Annotated in this window: 21 protein-coding genes; 2 read left to right on the top strand and 19 right to left on the bottom strand. The window is 41.8% G+C overall.

The window, feature by feature from the left end; all coding sequences use genetic code 11:
• The first annotated feature begins 16 nt into the window (after positions 1–16).
• Positions 17–2,716: a penicillin-binding protein 1A gene (locus tag B7E06_RS10975; protein ID WP_082234023.1), complete on the top strand. Its 2,700-nt coding sequence runs from the start codon at positions 17–19 to the stop codon at positions 2,714–2,716.
• Between the two features lie 44 nt (positions 2,717–2,760).
• On the opposite strand, the gene nth is transcribed toward B7E06_RS10975, so the two are convergent.
• The 16 genes from nth to B7E06_RS10895 all read right to left on the bottom strand — a co-directional run bounded on the left by nth (position 2,761) and on the right by B7E06_RS10895 (position 17,272).
• Positions 2,761–3,414 (bottom strand): endonuclease III, encoded by a 654-nt coding sequence (gene nth / locus B7E06_RS10970; RefSeq protein ID WP_082234022.1) that lies wholly within the window; start codon positions 3,412–3,414, stop codon positions 2,761–2,763.
• Positions 3,415–3,427: 13 nt separating this feature from the next.
• Positions 3,428–4,123: a DnaD domain-containing protein gene (locus tag B7E06_RS10965; RefSeq protein ID WP_082235984.1), complete on the bottom strand. Its 696-nt coding sequence runs from the start codon at positions 4,121–4,123 to the stop codon at positions 3,428–3,430.
• Positions 4,124–4,210: 87 nt separating this feature from the next.
• On the bottom strand, positions 4,211–5,503 hold the full coding sequence (gene asnS, locus B7E06_RS10960) for an asparagine--tRNA ligase (protein ID WP_082234021.1): 1,293 nt from the start codon (positions 5,501–5,503) through the stop codon (positions 4,211–4,213).
• Positions 5,504–5,526: 23 nt separating this feature from the next.
• The gene (locus tag B7E06_RS10955) at positions 5,527–6,711 is read right to left on the bottom strand and encodes a pyridoxal phosphate-dependent aminotransferase (protein ID WP_082234020.1); all 1,185 of its coding nucleotides are present in this window, start codon (positions 6,709–6,711) and stop codon (positions 5,527–5,529) included.
• A 22-nt stretch (positions 6,712–6,733) separates the two neighbouring features.
• On the bottom strand, positions 6,734–7,267 hold the full coding sequence (locus B7E06_RS10950; RefSeq protein ID WP_143414485.1) for a cell wall elongation regulator TseB-like domain-containing protein: 534 nt from the start codon (positions 7,265–7,267) through the stop codon (positions 6,734–6,736).
• Positions 7,221–7,391, bottom strand: coding sequence for a YpmA family protein (locus tag B7E06_RS10945; protein ID WP_082234018.1), 171 nt, complete (start codon positions 7,389–7,391; stop codon positions 7,221–7,223). The genes B7E06_RS10950 and B7E06_RS10945 overlap by 47 nt, the downstream gene beginning before the upstream one ends.
• 89 nt (positions 7,392–7,480) lie before the next feature.
• Positions 7,481–10,255, bottom strand: a complete 2,775-nt coding sequence (gene dinG / locus B7E06_RS10940) for an ATP-dependent DNA helicase DinG (RefSeq protein ID WP_082234017.1) — start codon at positions 10,253–10,255, stop codon at positions 7,481–7,483.
• A gap of 87 nt (positions 10,256–10,342) precedes the next feature.
• Complete coding sequence (gene panD / locus B7E06_RS10935) at positions 10,343–10,732, bottom strand: aspartate 1-decarboxylase (protein ID WP_082234016.1); 390 nt, start codon at positions 10,730–10,732, stop codon at positions 10,343–10,345.
• 19 nt (positions 10,733–10,751) lie between these two features.
• Positions 10,752–11,609: a pantoate--beta-alanine ligase gene (panC, locus tag B7E06_RS10930; protein ID WP_082234015.1), complete on the bottom strand. Its 858-nt coding sequence runs from the start codon at positions 11,607–11,609 to the stop codon at positions 10,752–10,754.
• Positions 11,609–12,442: a 3-methyl-2-oxobutanoate hydroxymethyltransferase gene (gene panB / locus B7E06_RS10925; protein ID WP_082234014.1), complete on the bottom strand. Its 834-nt coding sequence runs from the start codon at positions 12,440–12,442 to the stop codon at positions 11,609–11,611. The genes panC and panB overlap by 1 nt, the downstream gene beginning before the upstream one ends.
• On the bottom strand, positions 12,435–13,427 hold the full coding sequence (locus B7E06_RS10920) for a biotin--[acetyl-CoA-carboxylase] ligase (protein ID WP_082234013.1): 993 nt from the start codon (positions 13,425–13,427) through the stop codon (positions 12,435–12,437). The genes panB and B7E06_RS10920 overlap by 8 nt, the downstream gene beginning before the upstream one ends.
• On the bottom strand, positions 13,403–14,590 hold the full coding sequence (locus tag B7E06_RS10915) for a CCA tRNA nucleotidyltransferase (protein ID WP_082234012.1): 1,188 nt from the start codon (positions 14,588–14,590) through the stop codon (positions 13,403–13,405). Before B7E06_RS10915 ends, B7E06_RS10920 begins: the two co-directional genes overlap by 25 nt.
• The gene (gene bshA, locus B7E06_RS10910) at positions 14,583–15,707 is read right to left on the bottom strand and encodes an N-acetyl-alpha-D-glucosaminyl L-malate synthase BshA (protein ID WP_082234011.1); all 1,125 of its coding nucleotides are present in this window, start codon (positions 15,705–15,707) and stop codon (positions 14,583–14,585) included. Before bshA ends, B7E06_RS10915 begins: the two co-directional genes overlap by 8 nt.
• Before the next feature lie 10 nt (positions 15,708–15,717).
• Complete coding sequence (mgsA, locus tag B7E06_RS10905; RefSeq protein ID WP_082234010.1) at positions 15,718–16,125, bottom strand: methylglyoxal synthase; 408 nt, start codon at positions 16,123–16,125, stop codon at positions 15,718–15,720.
• Between the two features lie 12 nt (positions 16,126–16,137).
• Positions 16,138–16,938, bottom strand: coding sequence for a 4-hydroxy-tetrahydrodipicolinate reductase (gene dapB / locus B7E06_RS10900; protein ID WP_082234009.1), 801 nt, complete (start codon positions 16,936–16,938; stop codon positions 16,138–16,140).
• Complete coding sequence (locus tag B7E06_RS10895) at positions 16,931–17,272, bottom strand: nucleotide pyrophosphohydrolase (protein ID WP_082234008.1); 342 nt, start codon at positions 17,270–17,272, stop codon at positions 16,931–16,933. Before B7E06_RS10895 ends, dapB begins: the two co-directional genes overlap by 8 nt.
• A 145-nt stretch (positions 17,273–17,417) precedes the next feature.
• Between B7E06_RS10895 and B7E06_RS10890 the strand changes: the two genes are divergently transcribed.
• Positions 17,418–18,293, top strand: a complete 876-nt coding sequence (locus tag B7E06_RS10890) for a YitT family protein (protein WP_082234007.1) — start codon at positions 17,418–17,420, stop codon at positions 18,291–18,293.
• Between the two features lie 742 nt (positions 18,294–19,035).
• Here the strand turns inward: B7E06_RS10890 and B7E06_RS10885 are convergent.
• The 3 genes from B7E06_RS10885 to lhaT all read right to left on the bottom strand — a co-directional run bounded on the left by B7E06_RS10885 (position 19,036) and on the right by lhaT (position 21,135).
• Entirely contained in the window at positions 19,036–19,710 is a 675-nt protein-coding gene (locus B7E06_RS10885) for a zinc metallopeptidase (RefSeq protein ID WP_082234006.1), read from the bottom strand.
• A 68-nt stretch (positions 19,711–19,778) separates the two neighbouring features.
• Entirely contained in the window at positions 19,779–20,483 is a 705-nt protein-coding gene (locus tag B7E06_RS10880) for a sporulation protein YpjB (RefSeq protein ID WP_082234005.1), read from the bottom strand.
• Between the two features lie 58 nt (positions 20,484–20,541).
• Positions 20,542–21,135, bottom strand: coding sequence for a lipoprotein heptaprenylglyceryl N-acetyltransferase LhaT (gene lhaT / locus B7E06_RS10875; protein ID WP_082234004.1), 594 nt, complete (start codon positions 21,133–21,135; stop codon positions 20,542–20,544).
• Positions 21,136–21,206: the final 71 nt, after the last annotated feature.

Here is a 21,206-nt window from a genome sequence, read left to right as displayed (position 1 = left end):
ATGGAGGAATGACGACATGGCAAATGATAGTCAGTCGAGATCAGGAAGAAGAAAAAGTTTAAAATCAGGCAATAAAAAGAAGGGAAAACGAAATATTCCTTTTAAAACTATTTTTATGACCCTCTTAACGATTGGAATCGTTCTTATGTTAGGAGTTGGCGGGCTGTTTGCCTACTATATCTCAAACGCTCCAGAACTGGATGAAGCGCAATTATCTGATCCTTTTTCATCAAGAATTTATGATATGAATGATGAGCTAATTACAGACGTTGCAGGCGATGAACGAAGGACCAGGGTGAACTACGATGACCTTCCGCCTGAGATGGTAGATGCCGTGTTAGCCACTGAAGATGTGCGGTTTTTTAAACACATAGGAATTGATCCTCGTCGAATCGGAGCGGCCGTTATTTCAAACGTCACGAATGGATTTGGTTCTGAGGGTGCAAGTACAATTACTCAGCAGGTAGTTAAACGTTCTTACTTAACGAGTGATAAAACACTTGAAAGAAAAGTACAGGAACAGTATATTGCGATTAAACTTGACCAGGAATATTCAAAAGAAACAATCTTAGAGATGTATTTGAATAAGATCTATTACGGACAGGGAGCTTATGGAATTATAGAAGCTGCACAAACGTATTTCGGAAAAGAGGATTTAAGTGAACTGACGCTTCCTGAAATGGCTCTGCTCGCCGGCCTGCCGCAGCGTCCATCAGGTTATGATCCATATAAAAACCCTGAGCTGGCTCAGAAACGAATGAACACCGTTTTAAATTTAATGGTACAGCATAAGAAGATTACGGAAGAAGAAGCAGAAGAAGCAAAACAAACGAAGGTGGAAGACCTTCTCGCTGAACAAAAGGACAAAGAAAGACCTTATAAAGCATTCATCGATCAAGTAGCTAAAGAGGTTGCAAAAAAAATGGATGGAGCCGATATCTATAACGACGGCTTAGAAATTTATACAACCATTGATCCAAATGCCCAGGAAACGGTTGAGCAGGCTTTAAGTGGTGAAGGACCTGTCGCCTGGCCGGACGACAAACTTCAATCCGGAATTGCCGTTACAGATACAGAGTCTGGAGCGATTCGTGCAATTGGAGGCGGACGCAATTACACGACAGGAGGATACAATTATGCTTCTGACATTAACCGCCAGCCCGGGTCTACATTTAAACCTATCGCTGCTTACGGTCCAGCCATAGAGGAAAAAAAGCTTTCCACTTACCATCAGATCAATGATGAAGAGATTACGATTGGAAGCGGTGAAGATGCCTGGTCACCTGGTAACTACGATAATCGCTTCAGAGGCTGGGTAAGTATGAGAGAAGCCTTAAAAGACTCTCTGAACATCCCTGCGATTAAAACACTACAGGAAGTAGGCCCGGAAAATGCCGAACCGTTCGTAGAAGGCTTAGGATTCTCTTTTGAAAACTCTCAAATGTACCTTAGTGATGCGATTGGGGGCGGTGTCCTTACAAACCCGGTACAAATGAGCGGGGCTTACGCCGCTTTTGGTAACGGTGGTACGTATAATGAACCATTTACCGTCAGAAAGGTAGAAACGGCTGAAGGAGATTCAGCTGACTTAACACCTGAATCCAAGAATGCTATGAGCGATTATACAGCCTATATGGTTACTTCCATGCTGGAGACAGTTATGGATGAAGGAACAGGCCAAGCAGCTAATATTTCAGACCTTCCTGTCGCTGGTAAGACAGGTACGACAAACCGTAACCTGGACGATGGAACTCCAATCGTTCCTGATGTTTGGTTCAGCGGCTACACTACGAACTATAGTGTGTCGATTTGGACCGGGTACAGTGAAAACAATGAAAACCTTTCAGATAGCTCCCAGCAGATTCCTAGACAGTTGTTTAAATATGTAATGCAGGATATTTCTGCTGGAAAAGAAACGAGTGACTTTAGTAAACCTGATTCTGTAAAATGGATTGATATCGAGGACGGCTCTCGCCCTGCTGAGCTTCCAAGCTCTTATACTCCTGAGAGTCAGATTGTTTCAGAGCTTTTCCATGTGGACAATCAGCCGACAGAAACATCTGAACAGTTTGATAAACTCGATCCTGTAAACGGCTTATCTGCTGAGTATAACGAAGGGTCACAGGCAATTGATCTTGAGTGGGATCATAGTGAAGACGATGTTTCTTTTGAAGTGTATGTATCCATTGATGGAGGAGATAACAGAGAACTTACTACAACAGACAGCCGAAGTATGGAAGTTTCACAAATCCAGCCGGGATCTACTTACAAATTCTCCGTTGTAGCCACTAGTAATGGTGGAGATGCAGAACGAAGCGATCCTGAAACAGCATCAGTTACAGTCCCAGGCGGCAGTGGCGATGAAGAAGCTGAACAGCCTGAAGAGAATGAAAACGAAGAGCAAGGAACTGAAGAAGAACAGCAACAGGAACCGGAAAACGAAGGAACGGAAACTGAAAACCCTGAAGACAACCCATCTGAGGGTGAGAGTGGAAATAACGAAAGCGGAAATAACGAAAGTGGGAATGAAGAGAGTAACCAGGAAAACGACAATAACGGAGAAAACGGAAATGATAATGGCAATAATGAGGATTCACAACCTGAGGAAGAAGGCGGAGGAACTGAAGAAGAACAGCAGCCTCAAGAAGAATCTGGAGAAGAAGAACAGCCCGCTTCTGATGATCAAAATCAAGATCAAGAAGAAGAACAACAGTAACTTGCCATTTAAAAAGCTCCAAGCCATAAGGCTTGGAGCTTTTTTTATTTTTCTTCTTTTCGCTTTCTTTTCTGCCCTTCCCTGCATAGAAATAAAAGCGGACATTCATGACAGTTTGGCCGTTTTGCTTTACAGTGGTAGCGTCCAAAAAAAATCATCCGATGGTGTGTATCGCTCCATTCTTCTCTCGGAACTTTTTTCATTAAGGTCTTTTCAACCTCTAACACAGAATCCTTATACCGGCAGAAGCCGAGTCTTTTAGATACTCTCTCTACATGTGTATCTACAGCAATTGCGGGCTCATTAAAAGCAACAGAAGCTACTACATTTGCCGTTTTTCTCCCCACACCTGCTAGGCTTTCCAGCTCATTTTGTGTCGGCGGCACCTCACCGTCAAATTTATCAAGTAACGTTCGACAGAGCTTTTGAATATTTTTCGCTTTACTGCGGTATAAACCAATTGATTTTATATCCTGTTCCAATTCCTCAAGCTGAACGCTTAAGAAATCTTCAGGATTTTTATATTTTTCAAAAAGACCCGGCGTCACTTTGTTGACGAGTGCATCCGTAGCCTGTGCTGATAGTACTACAGCTATTAAAAGTTCAAAAGGATTATCATGCGTCAGCTCACATTCTGCCTCTGGAAACATTTCTTCAAAAGTATCGAGACAGTAGCGAATCTGCTTTTTTGTTAACATCCTCTTTCCCCCCTTATTCCTCTTCCAGCCAGTTATAATATAAAGAGACATCTCTTTTTGGTGCGGCTTTCTGTTTTGTTCCAAACTCTTTAGCCTGTCCCTGTCTGAATTGTTTCCCGTGCTGTCTCGCCTGCTCTACAGAATGAATTCCTTTTTTCTTCCATTCTCTTAAAATACGATCAATATATTTAAAATTCAATTTACCCATTAATACTGCTTCCCTTAATGCTGCTTTAATTAAAGCCGGCTCCTGTTCTTCTTGATCGAGCCAAATATTAATATTTTCTATTTCAAAAGGAGACAGCGGGCGTCCGAATTCCTGTTCAAATAAAGAAAAAACATTCTCTGATGACTGTCTGGGTGTCTGGCCGTTTGAGGAGCAGGTAAATAACTTTTCCCACAGCGGCTCTAATGAATAGCACTCATCCCCTACACTCCTTGAGGTGCCTCCCTGCTGCTCAATAGTAATGATGTGTTTCTGTATTAAGACACGAAGAATCTGTGTACACTCCTGTGTAGTGAAAGATGTAATGCCTGCGAGCTCATCTGGAGTAGGAAAAGAGTTGCCTGAAATGTGAAACTGATGCAGCTGCAGAATAATAACAAGTTCTTTTTCACCAATACCCAGCCTTCTGTATTCTGTGATCAAAGCTTTCGGAATGGAAATCTGGCTGTCCAGAATTTCTTGAAATTTACGGTATTTTGCCATTCCCATCACCTCATTTCCTGGTGTTTAAAACAAGGAAAACACCGATTTAGGAGCTTCCTTTATCGGTGTTTCCAAGGTCTTTATTTCTTATGGATACAAGCGGTTAAGCAGGCGTGGAAACGGAATTGTTTCTCTGACATGCTCTACTCCTGAAAGCCAGGCAACTGTGCGTTCAAGCCCAAGTCCAAATCCGGAATGGGGAACGCTTCCGTACTCACGAAGCTGCAAATACCATTGATAGGCGTCCCCTGACAATTCATGTTCATCGTAACGCTGTTTCATCAACGCTAAATCATCGATCCGCTGAGAGCCGCCAATAATCTCTCCATATCCTTCAGGGGCGATTAAGTCCGCGCACAGCACTACTTCTGGCCGATCTGGATCCGGCTTCATATAGAAGGCTTTAATTTCTGCCGGGTAGTTCGTAATAAACACCGGCTTATCGAAGCTTTCAGCAATCGCTGTTTCATGAGGAGCACCAAAGTCTTCTCCCCACTCGATATCATTAAACCCTTTTTCTTTTAACAGGTCAATGGCTTTATCATAGCTGATACGCGGGAAAGGGGCTTTAATTTTTTCCAAAGCTGTAGTATCCCGCCCCAGTGCTTCCAGATCCAGTTTACAATTTTCAAGAACTGATTCTACAATATGAGAAACATACTGCTCTTGAACCTGTAAGCTGTCTTCATGGTCCATAAAAGCCATTTCCGGTTCAATCATCCAGAATTCAATCAAGTGACGACGGGTTTTTGACTTCTCTGCACGGAACGTAGGACCGAAGCTGAACACTTTTCCAAAAGCCATGGCAGCTGCTTCCATATAAAGCTGGCCGCTTTGGGAAAGGAAAGCATCTTCATCGAAATACTTCGTATGGAACAGCTCTGTTGTACCTTCTGCGGACGCTCCTGTCAAAATAGGAGGGTCAATTTTTGTATAACCATTGTCATTAAAAAACTCGTAAGTTGCCCGGATGATTTCATTGCGCACTTTCATTACGGCATGCTGCTTTCTGGAGCGCAGCCATAAGTGGCGGTGGTCCATTAAGAACTCAGTACCATGTTCTTTTGGAGTGATAGGATAATCAACGGCTTCATGAATGATTTCAAAGTCCTTCACCTGCATTTCATAGCCAAAAGAGGAACGTGTATCCTCGACGATGGTACCTGTTACATATAAAGATGTTTCCTGAGTTAATGCCTTAGCTTCTTGGAATTTCTCTTCTCCCAATTCAGCTTTTACAATGACTCCCTGCATGAACCCAGTACCGTCACGCAGCTGTAAAAAAGCAATTTTTCCGCTTGAACGCTTATTGCTCAGCCATGCGCCGATGGTAACCTCCTGTCCTGCATATTTCGATACTTCTGAAATTGTTGTCTTCACACTAAAAACCTCCATGCTCTACTTTAAGATTGATGATTTTCGACGAATCTCTTAATGCGGGCCGCTGCTTCTTCCAGCTGATCAAGTGAAGTGGCATAGCTCAGACGGACGTTTTCTGGCGACCCAAACCCGGAGCCAGGAACTAGAGCTACCTTTTCTTCATCCAACAACGCTTTTACCCAGTCATCTACACTATTAAATCCACAGCTGTCCGCTGCCTCTTTAACGTTAGGAAAGAGGTAAAAAGCTCCTTCCGGTTTTTCACAATGGACTCCTGGAATATTAACAAGCCATTCATGAAGCTTCTCTAAACGCTCTTTGAAGGCTAATTTCATTTCATTTACCTTCTCATTTGACCCCGTATAAGCGGCAAGAGCTGCATATTGAGCAACTGAAGTCGGGTTTGATGTAGAATGAGAAGCCAGGTTCGTCATCGCTTTAATGAGGTCTGGATTACCTAGGGCATAGCCAATTCTCCAGCCGGTCATCGAGTGCGATTTGGAGACACCATTAATAATTACCGTCTGTTTGTAAAGGTCTTCTGACAGTTGAGCCATAGAGACGTGAGGTGTATCTGTATATGTCAGTTTTTCATAGATTTCATCGGAGACAATCAGTATGTTATGTTTCAGGCACACTTCTCCCAGTGCCTGAAGTTCATCTTCTGTGTACATCATCCCTGTTGGATTACTTGGTGAATTAATAATTACCGCTTTTGTTTTTTCCGTAACCGCTCCTTCAAGCTGATCGGGTGTTAATTTGAACTGCTGCTTCTCCGATGTCTCTACAACTACCGGTTCGCCTTCTGCCAATTTCACTTGTTCTGGATAACTTACCCAATAAGGAGCTGGCACAATCACTTCATCGCCTTTGTTAAGAAGAACTTGAAACAAAGTAAATAAGGCATGCTTCGCACCTGTTGTCACAATAACTTGTGACTGGGCATAAGTAAGACCCTGATCACCTTTCATTTTTTGGATAATCGCATCTTTTAAAGAAGGAATCCCTCCCGCCGGAGTATATTTAGTATGCCCTTCATCCATTGAACGTTTCGCTGCTTCAAGAATATGTGATGGAGTATTAAAATCCGGCTCCCCAGCGCCCAGTCCAATGACATCATGACCTTCTGCTTTTAGTGCTTTTGCTTTTGCTGTGATGGCAAGTGTGCTTGATGGTGTTAATGCTTGTACTCTTTGTGCTAATTCCAAATTTGTTCACTCCTTCTTAAATTTAAGACTGCCTAAAGGCAAACCTCTGGATCCGTTCGCCGTTTTCAACATCGATGTATTCAAATACATAGCGGTTGCTTTCATCCTTATAAGTAAGTTCCCACACCGGGCGGTTTTCTTCATACGCCAGCTGAGTGTCTATCCATTCACAGCTGCTGCAGGAAGCTTCACTGTCATTTCTGACAGCTTCTTTGCTTATCATTTGCTCAGCATCAAGAGTTATTAATAGTTTATTATCTGCTAAATTAATAAATCCATAAATGCTTTCTCCCTCTTCATTCGCACCTTGAACGATATGAATAACGGATTTTCCATTATACCTTGTTACTTTATCAACCTGCCTGAACCCCGCCTCTTGTGTCGCAAAAGATTCAGCTCGGTCAAAATCCTGTGTTTTGCTGGCATTAATATGTGAATACATCCACATGCCTAGTAAAAAGATAATAAAGCATAATATAGACCCGATAACAAGCGTCCATTTCATCCATCTAGGTACGGTATATCGTGAAGACGGCTGTGTCCCGATCATCTTCATCTAGCGCCATTCCAAACATTAAGTTTTCTTCTTTTAATGTACGATTCAGTGTATCTACAAGCTTATATAAATCATCTGTTTTCTGAACCCTAACAGTAGAAAGTGTTTCTAACTTGTTACTCATCTGTGCTTCCCCTGCCTTTTTCTTCTCATTATTTATCGACTTCGTTAATTATAACAGGAAATAGCTGAAATGAAATCATCTCCTTATAATTAGAGCCAATCTTCCATCTCCTGTATTAACTTTGTTGTTGAGTTATATGAAATGGGAACTTCTGGAATGGAATTTATAAAGTACTTTCCATATCTAGCTTCCATAAGTCGCTGATCACAAACGAAAACAATGCCCCTGTCAGTACTCGTTCTTATCAGCCTTCCAAAACCCTGTCTGAAACGAAGGATCGCCTGTGGAAGAGAGTATTCCATAAAAGGATTTCTCCCCATTTCTTTCAGTTCCATTTCTTTTCGCTTCTGTACCGGCTGGTCTGGCGGATGGAAAGGGAGTCTGACAATTACAAGACATGATAAATCATCACCCGGAATATCTACTCCTTCCCAGAAAGAACTCGTACCAAGCAGAATAGACTGGTCAAAAGATTGGAAATTTTTCTTTAACCGATCCCTGCTCCCGCTCGAGACACCCTGTCCAAATATCATATATTCTTCCGGCAAGATTAATTCTTTTAATAAGTCATACGTTTTACGAAGCATATCATACGAAGTAAATAAGACGAGCATTCTTCCTTTAGTGACATGGGCCATCGAATAAATAGCTTCCCCAACCGCTAACACATATTCATCGGGATCGTCTTTAATGTTTGGAAAATCACGAGGAACCATCAGCCTGACCTTTTCTTCAAAATTATAAGGGGAAGGTATGGCCGTCTCGATAAGATTCATTTGCCCGTTAAGTCCCATACTATTTTTAAAATAAGAAAACGATCTGCTCGCTGAAAGTGTCGCGCTCGTTAAAATGACACTGCTCTTCTTCTGAAAGAGCTTATCATCCAGCAGCTTCTCTAAATGAACAGGCTCACTGAATAAGAAAGTTGAATGGTTCGGTCCATCCCCGTCGATTTCAATCCATTTCGTCTCTTCCTCGTCTTGTGACGTAAAATAACTGCCGAGATCCTCTTTCATTTGATGACAAATATCTAAAGAATGTTTCAGACGGCTTGTCAAAATGTTTTCTACAGCATCACTTGACAGCTGCTCTTGAACGGTAATCTGATCAATGATTGACTGCATGCTGCGAGCAGCAGCAGACAGACTGCCTAAAAATCTCTGAACCATTTCATGAGCGGTAGTTAACAAAGAAGGGTCTTTAATATCATTAAACGGCAGCTGAATTCTCCCGACATCATTTTTAGAGAGGGCTGCTCTCTTTCTCTTTCTTCTCAGACGGCTGTATAAAAATTTTGACAGCTGAGTCAGCTCTTCTTTCGCTTCATCAACAGCAGATCTGCACTGATCAATCCTGCGACGTCCAGCTGCCAATGACTTATCGGAAAGGCCATCATTAACTTGTGAGAGCTGCTTCTGCAGTTCCTTAACATTCAGCTTTATTCCAAAATATCTGCTGGCAGCCGCTTCAAACTGATGAGCTTCGTCAATGATGACTTTATCAAATACAGGCAGATGGGGCTTAGTACTTAGTAAATCAAGACAGAGAATAGAATGGTTGGTTATCACTATATCTGCTTCCTCTGCTCGCTTTTCTGCCAGCCTAAAATAGGTACCGGCTGCTGTATCTACTTTACCCGTCTGTTCTGCAGAAATCTTATGCCAGAACTGTTCACCATTTGAAGGCAGCTGGATTTCATCAATATCTCCTGTTGTTGTCTCCGTCAGCCAGACAAGGATCATTGCTTTAGTAAGGGCCGTATCATAATTATCCTCTTCTGTATGATCCAGCTCATATTTAAAATGGAGCAAGCTGATATAGTGGCTTCTCCCTTTGTATAATACAGTGTTTACAGGTCGGTTTGTCAGCTGTGCTAATTTAGGAATTTCTTCATATAACAGCTGATTCTGTAATGACGTCGTATAAGTAGAGACGACCACTTTTTGATTGTACTTTAAAGCATAGTAAAGGGAGGGAAGTAAGTAACCGATTGATTTCCCTGTACCTGCTCCAGCTTCGATAATGGCATGCCGACTTTCAGTAAGAGATTGAAATACCTTGTGCACCATTTCCTCCTGGCCTTTTCTGTATTCGAACCCTTTCCTATGTGTTTGTAATCCATCGTTCCCTTGTAAAATCTGTTTGCTCCACGAGGAAAACTCCTCATCAATTTGAGGCTTATAACGGGCCATGTCTTCTATCTTCTTCACAGCGATACCGTACCAAAGATCATGAGCACTGTCAGAGTGCGTCTGATACCTCGATGTCTCAATGGCAGATTTGAGAAAGGGTCTCCATTCACTTTTTAAATTTCCTGAAATTTTAAGCAGATAAGTAAGTGTTCTTTCAGGAAGCTTTTTTAATACATTGAGCAGGTATAAAAGAAGATCCCCTGTCACCTGGGCATCTGACAGGGCACGGTGCGGACGGTCGTGTCCCAGCTCTAATTTTTGGGCAAGCCGTCCCAGCTTAAAACTGGGGGACGTCGGAAGAAGAATCCGTGCAAGCTCAACAGTATCAAGCATAGGGTTATGTAGAGGAGGATAGCCGCACGCCTTAAGCTCTGCATTTAAGAAACGCATATCAAACTCTATATTGTGTGCCACAATATAGGTTCCCTGACAAATCCTGTACACTTCCTCTACTATTTCCGAAAACAAGGGAGCTTCCATCACATCCTCATCAGCAATACCTGTTAATGACGTAATAAAAGGAGGAATTTTCCGCTCTGGATAAACGAGACTCGAGAACTCTTCAGTTACGGTTCCATCTTTTATAACGACAATTCCAATTTCAATAACACGATCATTTTGCGAGGATGAATTTCCAGTTGTTTCTAAATCTATAATTGCAAAAGCAGACAACCAAAGCGACCTCCTTATTCCTGCCGGCATAAAATAAGGACCTTGCCGTGTTGACTGGGCCAAGATCCTTACTACGTGACTTAGTATTTATAAAGTAACTGCGGTAAGCGGCGGTTCTTCTTCTATGACCTCAACCACATCATTATTTTCATCCATAAGTGCGATCTTTGGTTTAAATTCAGTAAGTTCTTCCTCGCTGAGCATAGCATAAGAAACAATTATAACAATGTCTTCAGGCTGGACAAGTCGAGCAGCAGCTCCATTTAAGCAGACTACTCTGCTGCCTCTTTCCCCCGGAATAACATATGTCTCTAACCGTGCCCCGTTATTATTATTAACAACCTGGACCTTCTCATGAGGGAGAATTCCTACGGTATCTAAAATATCCTGGTCTATCGTAATGCTTCCAACGTAATTTAAATTTGCCTGCGTTACGCGGGCACGATGTATTTTTGATTTCATCATTGTTCGAAACACAATGTTTCCTCCTCGATCATTAAGCATGCTGGGATGTTTCAAAAACAAGATTATCAATAAGCCTTGCTTTGCTGTATTTTACAGCTGCCGCCAAAATAACCTGTCCATTTACACTGTCAACAGTCTCCAGCTCAGGATAAGATAATAATTCAATATAGTCTATTTTACCACGAGTTTTATTTTCAAGAAACTGTCTAGTCTGCTTAATGATATCTAAAGGATTTTGTTCTCCTTTTTCTGTCAAAGAATGCCCGAATTTAAGCGCCTCATAGATTGATGGAGCTTCCGTACGCTCTTCAGCACTTAAATTCACATTTCTGCTGCTCTTTGCAAGGCCGTCTGCTTCCCTGACCGTCGGGACAGAAACAAGTTCAATAGGAAAATTGAAATCACGAATGAGGGAATCGACTACTGCAACCTGCTGAGCATCTTTTTGCCCAAAATAAGCTTTATCAGGCTGGCAGATGTTAAATAGTTTGGTTAAAACGGTTACAACACCTTCAAAGTGACCTGGCCGGCTCCTTCCGCATAAAACGTTTGTACGCTTAGTAACGGAAATAGAAAGAGACATCGGCTCTGGATACATCACCTTTTCTGTAGGGTAAAAGACAAAATCCACCCCATGTTCTTTTGCCTTTATTAAATCATTCTCCCGGTCTTTGGGATAGTTATCAAGGTCTTCATTGTCACCAAATTGGAGCGGATTTATAAAGATGCTGAGAATGACAACATCGTTTTCGTCTCTGGCTCTTTTTATCAGCTCTATGTGTCCCTCGTGTAAATAACCCATCGTTGGTACAAACCCGATTTTTTTTCCACTCGCTTTTAATTCTTTTGTTCTCGTCTGGATGGTAAGAATATCTTCGAAAATTTGCATCATTCAAACTCCGGTCTTTGCGGCAATAGGGATCGGTCCATTGTAAAGGTGTGTTCCTCTGCTGGAAACTCACCTGTCTTCACATCATTTACATAGGCGTGAATCGCGCTGGTGATCGTTTCGTTGCTGTCCATATAGGACTGAACAAACTTAGGAAGACGATCTACGCCATATTTTAAAATGTCATGGTAAACGAGCACCTGACCATCAACAGATGCTCCTGCTCCTATCCCGATGACAGGAATTGATAATTCTTCCGTGATGAGAGCGGCAAGCTCTTTTGGAACACATTCAAGTACGAGCATAATAGCCCCAGCCTCTTCAACAGCAAGAGAATCGCGGAGAAGCTGGCCAGCAGCTTCAGCATCTTTCCCCTGTACTTTATAGCCTCCCAGTACGTTAACAGACTGGGGAGTTAAACCTAAATGCCCAACGACAGGTATACCTCCCTCAGTTAGTTGTTTAATCTTTGGAAGTACATTACCTGCTCCTTCGACTTTCAATGCCTGTGCTCCTGTCTCCTGGTAGAGCCTTGCAGCGTTTTTTAAAGTTTCTTCCAGTGATATGTGATAAGACATAAACGGCATATCAACGACGACAAACGTCTGAGGTGCTCCTCTTCGGACTGCTTTGCCGTGATGGCACATATCATTTAACGTTACGGGAATGGTGGATTCATAACCTAAGACAACCATTCCGAGACTGTCACCGACTAATATCATATCCATTCCAGCTTGTTCGGCTGTTTTAGCAGAAGGATAATCATAAGCGGTAACCATTGTAATTTTATTTTTTTCTTCTTTCATCTTTAGAAATTTCGTGTTATTAAGCATGGTAGCCTCCTTCTCCCCAGTGAATTTCAGCAGAATACAGCTTCTCTTCGTTTCCCTCACGGTCTCTGGCTCGTAAAGCACCATCTGGTTCTATTCCGAGCAGCGTAGCTTTCCAACTCTTTCTTAAAGTTGTTATTTCCACTTCTTCCCCAATCTTATATCCATAGGTTTCCCACTTCTGCTTCACATGCTGAAAACCTTCTTCTATATAACGGTCGTACGTTTCCTCAAATTGAACGAGCAGCGACTGAATGAAATCTTGAATTCCCCATTCCTCTTGTGTCTCCATCAAAAGAGAAGTAGCTTTGTAATGAATTTCCTGTGCGATATCTTCAGCCTTCTGATTGATGTTTAATCCGGTACCTATCACTACATATTGGATTTGATCCTGCTCGGCCTGCATTTCTGTCAAGATGCCTGCCATTTTTTTATGCTGGATTAGAATGTCGTTCGGCCATTTTATTTGCGGCTTTAGCCCAGTCTTCTGTTCTATAACTTCTGCAAGAACAGTGGCGGTGAGAAGTGTCAACTGAGGGGCCTGAATAGGAGGCAGTTTCGGACGAAGAAGCATGCTCATCCAAATTCCTTTTCCTTTTGGAGAGTCCCACGGTCGTTCCATTCGTCCTTTCCCACTAAGCTGCTGATCAGCAATTACCACCGTTCCATGTGGTTTTCCCTGCTTGGCCAGCTGATGGGCAATTTCCTGGGTGGAACTTACTTCTTCAAAGTGATGAAGCTGACCTGCCATCCACTTCGTTTTTAATCCCCACTGAATCGTATTTTCACTGATTTTGTCAGGCGAAGAGACAATTCGATAACCTTTTCGCTGGACGGCTTCGATCTCATATCCATCCTTCTCAAGTTCCTTCATATGTTTCCAAACAGCTGTTCTGGAAATTCCCAGCTGATCAGAGAGTTCTTGTCCGGATTGGTATCCTTCGTTTTTATTAAGTATGTGTATTAATCGGTTTCGGGTAGATTCCATTTGATTGCCCATTCCTTTATAGATTGATAACTATTCACTAGCTGGTTCGTCACGACAGCGTATTCTATCTCTTCTAAAAGTTGTCCAATCCACGGTCCTTTATCCCTTTCATTTAAAACATTCAGAAGATCTTCTGCCTGAAAAGCCAGCTCTTTCCTGTCTTGAATCGAAAGCTTTCTATGCTCTTCTAACAGGACTTCTTCACTTAATGTCAGTTCTAAAGCTGTTGCCAAACGGCTGAAAGGGATGATAAGGGAATCAGGAATCTTGTAAACGATCCAGGACAACTTTTCACCTATTTTGAACCGGCTGAGTGCCTCGGATAACTGAACAGTTTCCCGTTTTACTCTATTAGATAGTTTCCACTCTTTTATCCATTCACTTGTAAAGGTAGAAGAAAATTCTCTGTAAAAAGCAATGACTTCTGCAAATGAGTATAATCTAACCCTTGGTATCTGATCGATTAATCCTGGTTCTTCTTTGAAAATAGGAAACCAGCGGTAAAGCTCCACGTTCTTACAGATCTTCAATGCTTCTTTAAACCCAGGGCCAGCCATCAGTTTTTCGAATTCTGCAGCAATTCTTTCTGTCGATATATAATTAAGTAAATGGGCCTGTGTAATCATCGCTTCATGTGTTGCCTTTTCAAGTTTAAATTCCAGCTGACTGCAAAAACGAAGAGCTCTCATCATACGAAGCGGGTCTTCCTTAAATCTTTCCTCAGCATTGCCAACGGCCCGAATGACCTTATCGTTTAAGTCCTGCTGTCCACAAAAAGGGTCAATAACCTTTTCTGTATCATCCATCGCCATCGCATTAATGGTAAAGTCTCTTCTTGCCAGGTCTTCTTCAATTGACCGGACAAAGGCTACTTTATCAGGATGACGATAATCTTCATAGCCTTCCTCTGTACGATAAGTTGTCACTTCAAAAGATTCAGACTGATAGCGGACAATAACCGTTCCATGTTCAATGCCTACAGGAATAACTTTTTCAAAAACTTTCATCACTTCTTCAGGTGTAAAGGATGTAGCAATATCAACATCTCCGGTTTCTCTTTGAAGCAGTGCATCTCTTAACGCCCCGCCGACAATATGAGCCTTCCCGCCGGCTTCTGTTATCTTATGGACGACTCTAAAGGCTTTAATTAACTGTTCATTCATCTTGTAACACCTGATCATACAGCTCTTCATATTGTCGAACAATTAATGAAGAGGAGAATTTATCTTTAACAACACTCTCTGCCCGACGAGAAAAAGCAGCCAGGCGTTCTTCATCTGTTAAAAGCTCAAGGGCATACCGGCTTAACTGCTGAATGTTCCCTAGTTCTCCAATAAAGCCTGTTTCCCCATGGTCAATAACTTCCGGAATGCCTCCAACGTTAGTTCCGATAGAAGGAACTCCACATGCCATTGCTTCTAACAAGACAAGACCGAAGCTTTCTTTTTCAGAAAGGAGCAGTTTTAAATCAGAGATAGATAAAAGATCACTCACATTATCCTGTTTTCCTAAAAATAATACTTTATCTTCAAGATTAAGATTTCTTACAAGCTGATAACAATCTGAATATTCAGGGCCATCTCCGACAAGCAGGAGTTTTGCAGGCATCTCTTCTGAAATCGCATGAAATACTTTTATAATATCGGGGACTCTTTTCACTTTTCGAAAGTTTGATATATGAATGACAACTTTCTCATTTTCTTTAATATTAAATTGGGAACGTAAATTAGAGCTTTTACGGAAGTATTCTCTTTCATCCACAAAGTTATAGATGACGTCCATCTGTTTGTTTGTTTCCAACTGTTCAATGGTCTGCTGGACAAGACTATTAGAAACAGCAGTTACTCTGTCTGACTTTTCAATGCCAAAACGGATCATTCTTTTTAAACTCGCATCGATGCCGAGCACCGTAATGTCTGTGCCATGAAGAGTAGTAATTATCTTTATATTCCTCTGGCACATTTGTTTAGCTAAGATTGCCACAACTGCGTGAGGCATCGCATAATGGACATGCAAAATGTCGAGCTCTTCCCTTTCAATCACTTCAGCCATTTTATTAGCAAGTGACAAATCATAAGGAGGATGCTGAAAGACAGGGTAATTACTCACTTCTACTTCGTGATAAAAAATATTTGGATATACCCGGTTGAGCCGAAAAGGAACTTGAGAAGCAATAAAATGGATTTCATGCCCCTTTTCAGCCAGTAATTTTCCTAATTCAGTTGCAATTACACCTGATCCTCCCACAGTTGGATAACAGGTGATACCGATTTTTGTCATAAACTTACACCTAGTCTTTCTTTTCTTTCATGATTTTTCTCCAGTCCAGTTCTCCTCGTTCGAGTGCGCGAATCACGATTTCTGCACCGGCCAGATTTGTCACTACAGGGATCTGATGAACATCACATAAACGAAGCAGAGCTGTAATATCCGGTTCATGAGGCTGAGCGGTGAGAGGATCTCTCAAGAAAATTATGAGATCCATTTTTTCTTCAGCAATTTTAGCCCCGATCTGCTGGTCTCCACCGAGGGGACCGGACTGAAACTTTTCCACCTGAAGATCTGTGGCCTTTTCAATTTTTGTACCAGTTGTTCCCGTGGCAAATAGAGTATGTTTTTTTAGAATATCCTTATAAGCGGTTGAGAAATGAATCATTTCCTCTTTCTTCTTATCATGGGCAACTAAAGCAATGTTCATAATCTCCCTCCTTTAATCAAGCAGATGTTCCAGTCCATATACGAGACCTGTAAAATTCATTACTTGCTCTGCTGAAAGCTTTACACCGGACATAAAGGACTCTCTATTATAAGAATCATGTTTAATGGTAAGCGTCTGCCCGGTGCCTCCAAATACAACTTCCTGGTGAGCAACAAGCCCTGGAAGACGCATGCTGTGGATGCGCATTCCATCCTTATCCGCTCCACGTGCTCCTTCTAATGTTTCTTTCTCATCGGGATGTCCCTGCTTATGAGACTCTCTTACTTCTTGTATCAGCTGTGCCGTTTTTACAGCTGTGCCTGAAGGGGCATCCAATTTTCGGTCATGGTGCTTCTCAATAATTTCTACATCTGAAAAATGCTTCGCGGCCCACTTGGAGAACTGCATCATCAAAACCGCTCCTACTGCAAAGTTAGGAGCGATCACAGCTCCCAGTTGTTTATCTTCCGCTAACCGTCTTAATTCTTCAAGCTGCTCTTGCGTGAATCCAGTTGTTCCTACTACTGGCCGCACACCATTTTCTAAGGCAAGCTTTGTATGTTTGTAACCGTATTCGGGGGTGGTTAAATCAATAAGCACATCTGCTTCTGTCTCAGTAAGACAAGCTTCTGCATCCGTGTAAACTACTGCTTCAAATTCCGGGAGTCCAGGAATATTTTTGACAAGCTCTCCCTCATGCTTTCTGTCAATACATGCAGCAAGCTCCAATGATTCTTCTCTCTCGATTAAACGAAGGGCTTCTGCCCCCATTTTCCCTCTAGGTCCAGCCACGATACATTTAATTTTATTCATTATTCTTCTCTCCTTCTTTTCTAGTCCAGCGGTTTTTATCTCGGACTTCAATTTTACTCATAGACCTTTCAAATGCATCTGATAAATCAATATTTAATGAATTCGCAAAACAGGTGAGAACAAATATTACGTCCCCAAGCTCTTCCTCCAGTGCTTTTTCCTTTTCCGTTGATTTCTTAGGTTTCTCTCCATATAGATGATTGATTTCCCTTGCCATTTCTCCTACTTCTTCTGTTAAACGTGCCTGCAGGCTTAATGGGGAGAAATATCCTTCTTTAAATTGAGATATGTAGCGGTCCACTCTTTCTTGAATTTCCTGTGTCGAATAATTCATCAAAAAACTCCTTTTCTTAAGCCATATCTACTGTAATGTTAGCCAAAAGGAGAAGTTTTGACAAATTTTTAGAACTAAAGATTGTGGCCAAAAGGGCAATTCTCTATAATGATTAAGGTAAATGTATTATTGGAGGTGATTAATCTTGAAATTTTTCGGATTAAAAATTAAGAATGTTCTATTTATCCTGCTAGGATCCGCAATTTTTTCTTTTGGACTTGTACACTTTAACATTCAGAACGAGTTAGGGGAAGGCGGTTTTACAGGAATAACACTGCTTTTACTCTACTTATTTAACTGGGACCCGGCCTTAATGAACATTTTACTCAACATACCAGTCCTTATTATCGGATGGCGAATTCTGGGAAGAACTACCTTTTACTACTCGCTAATCGGTATTTTTTCCGTGTCATTATTTATTTGGATGTCCCAGATATTTATGATCGAAATAGACCTTGCGGCTGATCTAACTCTTGCCGCCCTTTTTGCTGGTGTCTGTATCGGTGTCGGCCTGGGAATTATATTCCGCTATGGAGGAACCACAGGCGGTGTAGACATCATTGCTCGGCTTCTTAATAAATATCTGGGGTGGAGCATGGGACGCGCTATGTTTATCTTTGATGCAATTGTTATTTTCACTTCTATAATTACTTATTTAGATCATATTAAAGGCATGTACACCCTGGTTGCTGTATTCGTTGGAGCGCGTGTGATTGACTTCATTCAGGAAGGAGCCTATTCAGCACGAGGCACAACCATTATCTCTGAAAGAAGTCAGCAAATCTCTGAACGGATTCTTGAAGAAATGGATCGGGGCGTCACCGTCCTGCAGGGAAGGGGTTCTTTTACAGGAGCACGCAGAGATGTCCTTTACTGTGTGATCTCAAAAAATGAAATCGTTCGTTTGAAAAACCTTATTGATCAAGTAGATCCTCATGCGTTCGTAACTGTCAGTCATGTCAGTGATGTAGCCGGCGAGGGCTTCACATTAGACGAAAATAAGAAACCTATTCATGATTAATTTTAGTTGAAGAGGCTTGTCCGTTGACATTCCTCTTTTTCTCCTCAATTCTGAGAAGGGAAAAAGGCGGATCCGATGATTAAAATCGAGAAAAGAGTCTTGGCACTGCTTTCTTCGGGGAGCTGGTGAGCTGCACTCGCGGATCTCACCTTGGCTCTATTCTCCCTGCTGGAGTATCGCCATTTCCGTGTCTCTTTCTTACTTATGAAGAAGATGAGTTGTTCCGTTTACTGTTTAAGAGGAACGAGGCTGGGTAATAGCTCGCTTTCCGCGGGGAGCCGGCGAGCTAGCTCGTTGCACTCGCGGATCTCACCCTGGCTCTATCTCCCTGCAGGAGTCTCGCCATTTCCCAGCCTCTTTACATTTAATGGGGAAACGGAACGCTGTAATCTCATTAAGCTCTCTAATGAGATCAATCCTCTCTTCTTATATGTTCCATTACTCAAAAATACGTAAAGGGACAGGGGAAACGGCGAGACTCCTATGGGAGGATAGAACAGGGTGAGATCCCGGAGGGCTAAAAGCCCGAGGAAGCTCACCGTCCGCCCATGGAAAGCGAGTCTTTCCCTGGAATGACGCTCCACATTAAAGCAAACGGAACAGGACTCTCCCTACAGCTGCGAAACATGGGCCCTTTTATAGGCAGCTAAACATTCAGCGTTCAAAGGAAAATGGTCAGACAAATAAAGATGGTTTTAAACAAGTAAAAAGCCCTTCTACATAGTAGAAGGGCTTTAATTCATTAATCTTGGTTCATGCCAACAAACATGAATACAAATCTTAGTAATTCAGCTAAAGCAACTAATGCACCGGCCACATAAGTCATGGCGGCTGCATTTAATACTTTTTTCGTAGGACGTTCTTCATCGTTTCTAATAACTCCTGTAGAAACAAGCTGCCCCATAGCACGGTTAGATGCATCAAACTCAACTGGTAAAGTTATAAATTGGAACAACACAGCGAGTGCAAAGAAAACAATACCTGCCAGCAATAATCCTGACCAGCTGAGGAGAATCCCTCCAATAATCAGGAAGATTGAGCTGTTTGAACCGAAACTTGCCAGTGGAGCTAGTGCACTTCTGAATTTTAGAAACGCATATTCCTGATCATCCTGAATCGCATGACCGACTTCGTGAGCTGCAACGGCTGAAGCTGCCATGGAACGACCGTGATAGATTTCCCGTGAAAGGCGGATTACTTTATTTCTAGGGTCATAGTGATCTGAAAGCATACCCCGTGTTTCTTCAATCGTTACATCATAAATACCATTGTCATTTAAAATCTTGCGAGCTACTTCTGCTCCCGTCATAGACGAGGAGGTTGGCACTTTAGAATATTTCTTATACGTGCTTTTCACCCTTGACGATGCCCAAATCGGCACAATCAAGATAATAGCAAAGTAAATGAGAAATTCCATTCTTTTCATTCCCCCAACATAGATGTGTAGTGCTATTAGGTCAATTTTAGTCAAATCGTCTCAAAAAATCAACTATTAAGCCTCTGTTTTGAGTGGGTTTTTTTTCTTTTTTTTTCTGCCTGATATTTTCTGTAACTGACATATCCCAAAGTAAGTAAAATTGATGTTCCGATGAGAATAACTGTCCAAACGACAGTATTATAACGAAGATCTTCTTCACTGGCTGCCGTTATAGGTTCCAGGCTGTCAACTACGATCTTTTGGGAATCTTCAGTTTCTGTATTCACATAACTATTCATTGCAATCGCAGCATCCTGGACTTCCCCCTCATTAAAATAAAGACTTAGAGTAGGAACGAGCTGCTCCCATATTGCTAAGTTTTTTTCAGGAATGAATTTTGACTTCAGTACGTTTTCTTGTATGGAGTCTGCTTTACGCGCCAGCAGTAGCTCTGGTTCCGGATTTGCTGTCACCTCAAGAAAAGTTAAAAACTTCCCTGGATCCTCTGGTGCTTCAACAGTTTGAGCCATTAACTGTTCAAATAAGATCCTTTGTTCCTTAGGCTTTTCTTCATAATAGCTTTCCATTTCTGCTCGTCGATTATTCAGCATCTTATCAGCCAGCTCTATTTTATTATCGGCTATAAGAAACTGATATTGAGTTACAAATGAGTCCCATTTCCCTTGTCCGGGGCTTGTCGAGGCGGCAGCTTGTACACATAAAAGAATGGATACCAACATGACCAGTAAAACTGCGGCAATAGCTCGTCCCATTTCTACGTCTCCCCTTTAGATGCGATCTTATATCCAGTCTATGTGGGGAGAATAGCAATTAGACCGAATGTCCCCGGCTTTGCGTCATATAATAGCAGACAGCAATACAGCCAATACTGAGCCAGAAAGTAAAATAGCCGATTTGCTGCATATGATCCATAATGGATGAGTAGACAGGCATTTGCCCAAATACATAATCAATTATATCATTATGAAGTGTCCATACAGCTGCAACCATAATATGCTTGAGTCTCATTTTATAATACGGTACATATAATAGTCCCTGAACGGCCATAGCGGCATGTGAAAAGATTAGCATATATCCTGTCCAAGGAAGAGTCCCATTCTCGATAAGAGTGAGAATGTTCATAGCAACCGCCCATGTTCCATATTTTAAAAGCGTGATCATCGCCAGAGCTTCGATATATGGAACATGCTTTCTAAAAATATAAAAACCGAGGAAAATGGTAAAGAAAAGACTTGCCGTTGGACTATCGGGAACAAAAATATAGAAGATAGGCTCTGTTACTGCCAGCTGATATCCATACCATATATAACCATAGATTGTACCGGCAGCATTTATTAAGAAGAGTAAAATTAAGAATGACCGTTGATTTAAGATCAAGTTCGCATATTCTTTTATATCCTTCATATGGAAACCCCCGCTCATAAATAAACCGTGCTCTGAAGGGAGAGCACGGTCATTATAAATTATGTTATTTC

Origin of the sequence: Halobacillus massiliensis, from assembly GCF_900166625.1 — a bacterium.
Taxonomy (GTDB): domain Bacteria; phylum Bacillota; class Bacilli; order Bacillales; family Halobacillaceae; genus Halobacillus_A; species Halobacillus_A massiliensis.
The sequence above is the reverse complement of the archived record's forward strand: the minus strand, read 5'-3'. Positions and strand labels throughout refer to the sequence as shown.

Bases quoted from the DNA above. Each gene is read 5' to 3' on its own strand.
- B7E06_RS10975 (WP_082234023.1), top strand. From the start codon at position 17: ATGGCAAATGATAGTCAGTCGAGATCAGGAAGAAGAAAAAGTTTAAAA.
- nth (WP_082234022.1), bottom strand. From the start codon at position 3,414: ATGTTAACAAAAAAGCAGATTCGCTACTGTCTCGATACTTTTGAAGAA.
- B7E06_RS10965 (WP_082235984.1), bottom strand. From the start codon at position 4,123: ATGGCAAAATACCGTAAATTTCAAGAAATTCTGGACAGCCAGATTTCC.
- B7E06_RS10950 (WP_143414485.1), bottom strand. From the start codon at position 7,267: ATGAAGATGATCGGGACACAGCCGTCTTCACGATATACCGTACCTAGA.
- B7E06_RS10945 (WP_082234018.1), bottom strand. From the start codon at position 7,391: ATGAGTAACAAGTTAGAAACACTTTCTACTGTTAGGGTTCAGAAAACA.
- panC (WP_082234015.1), bottom strand. From the start codon at position 11,609: ATGCAAATTTTCGAAGATATTCTTACCATCCAGACGAGAACAAAAGAA.
- panB (WP_082234014.1), bottom strand. From the start codon at position 12,442: ATGCTTAATAACACGAAATTTCTAAAGATGAAAGAAGAAAAAAATAAA.
- B7E06_RS10920 (WP_082234013.1), bottom strand. From the start codon at position 13,427: ATGGAATCTACCCGAAACCGATTAATACACATACTTAATAAAAACGAA.
- B7E06_RS10915 (WP_082234012.1), bottom strand. From the start codon at position 14,590: ATGAATGAACAGTTAATTAAAGCCTTTAGAGTCGTCCATAAGATAACA.
- bshA (WP_082234011.1), bottom strand. From the start codon at position 15,707: ATGACAAAAATCGGTATCACCTGTTATCCAACTGTGGGAGGATCAGGT.
- mgsA (WP_082234010.1), bottom strand. From the start codon at position 16,125: ATGAACATTGCTTTAGTTGCCCATGATAAGAAGAAAGAGGAAATGATT.
- dapB (WP_082234009.1), bottom strand. From the start codon at position 16,938: ATGAATAAAATTAAATGTATCGTGGCTGGACCTAGAGGGAAAATGGGG.
- B7E06_RS10895 (WP_082234008.1), bottom strand. From the start codon at position 17,272: ATGAATTATTCGACACAGGAAATTCAAGAAAGAGTGGACCGCTACATA.
- B7E06_RS10885 (WP_082234006.1), bottom strand. From the start codon at position 19,710: ATGGAATTTCTCATTTACTTTGCTATTATCTTGATTGTGCCGATTTGG.
- B7E06_RS10880 (WP_082234005.1), bottom strand. From the start codon at position 20,483: ATGGGACGAGCTATTGCCGCAGTTTTACTGGTCATGTTGGTATCCATT.
- lhaT (WP_082234004.1), bottom strand. From the start codon at position 21,135: ATGAAGGATATAAAAGAATATGCGAACTTGATCTTAAATCAACGGTCA.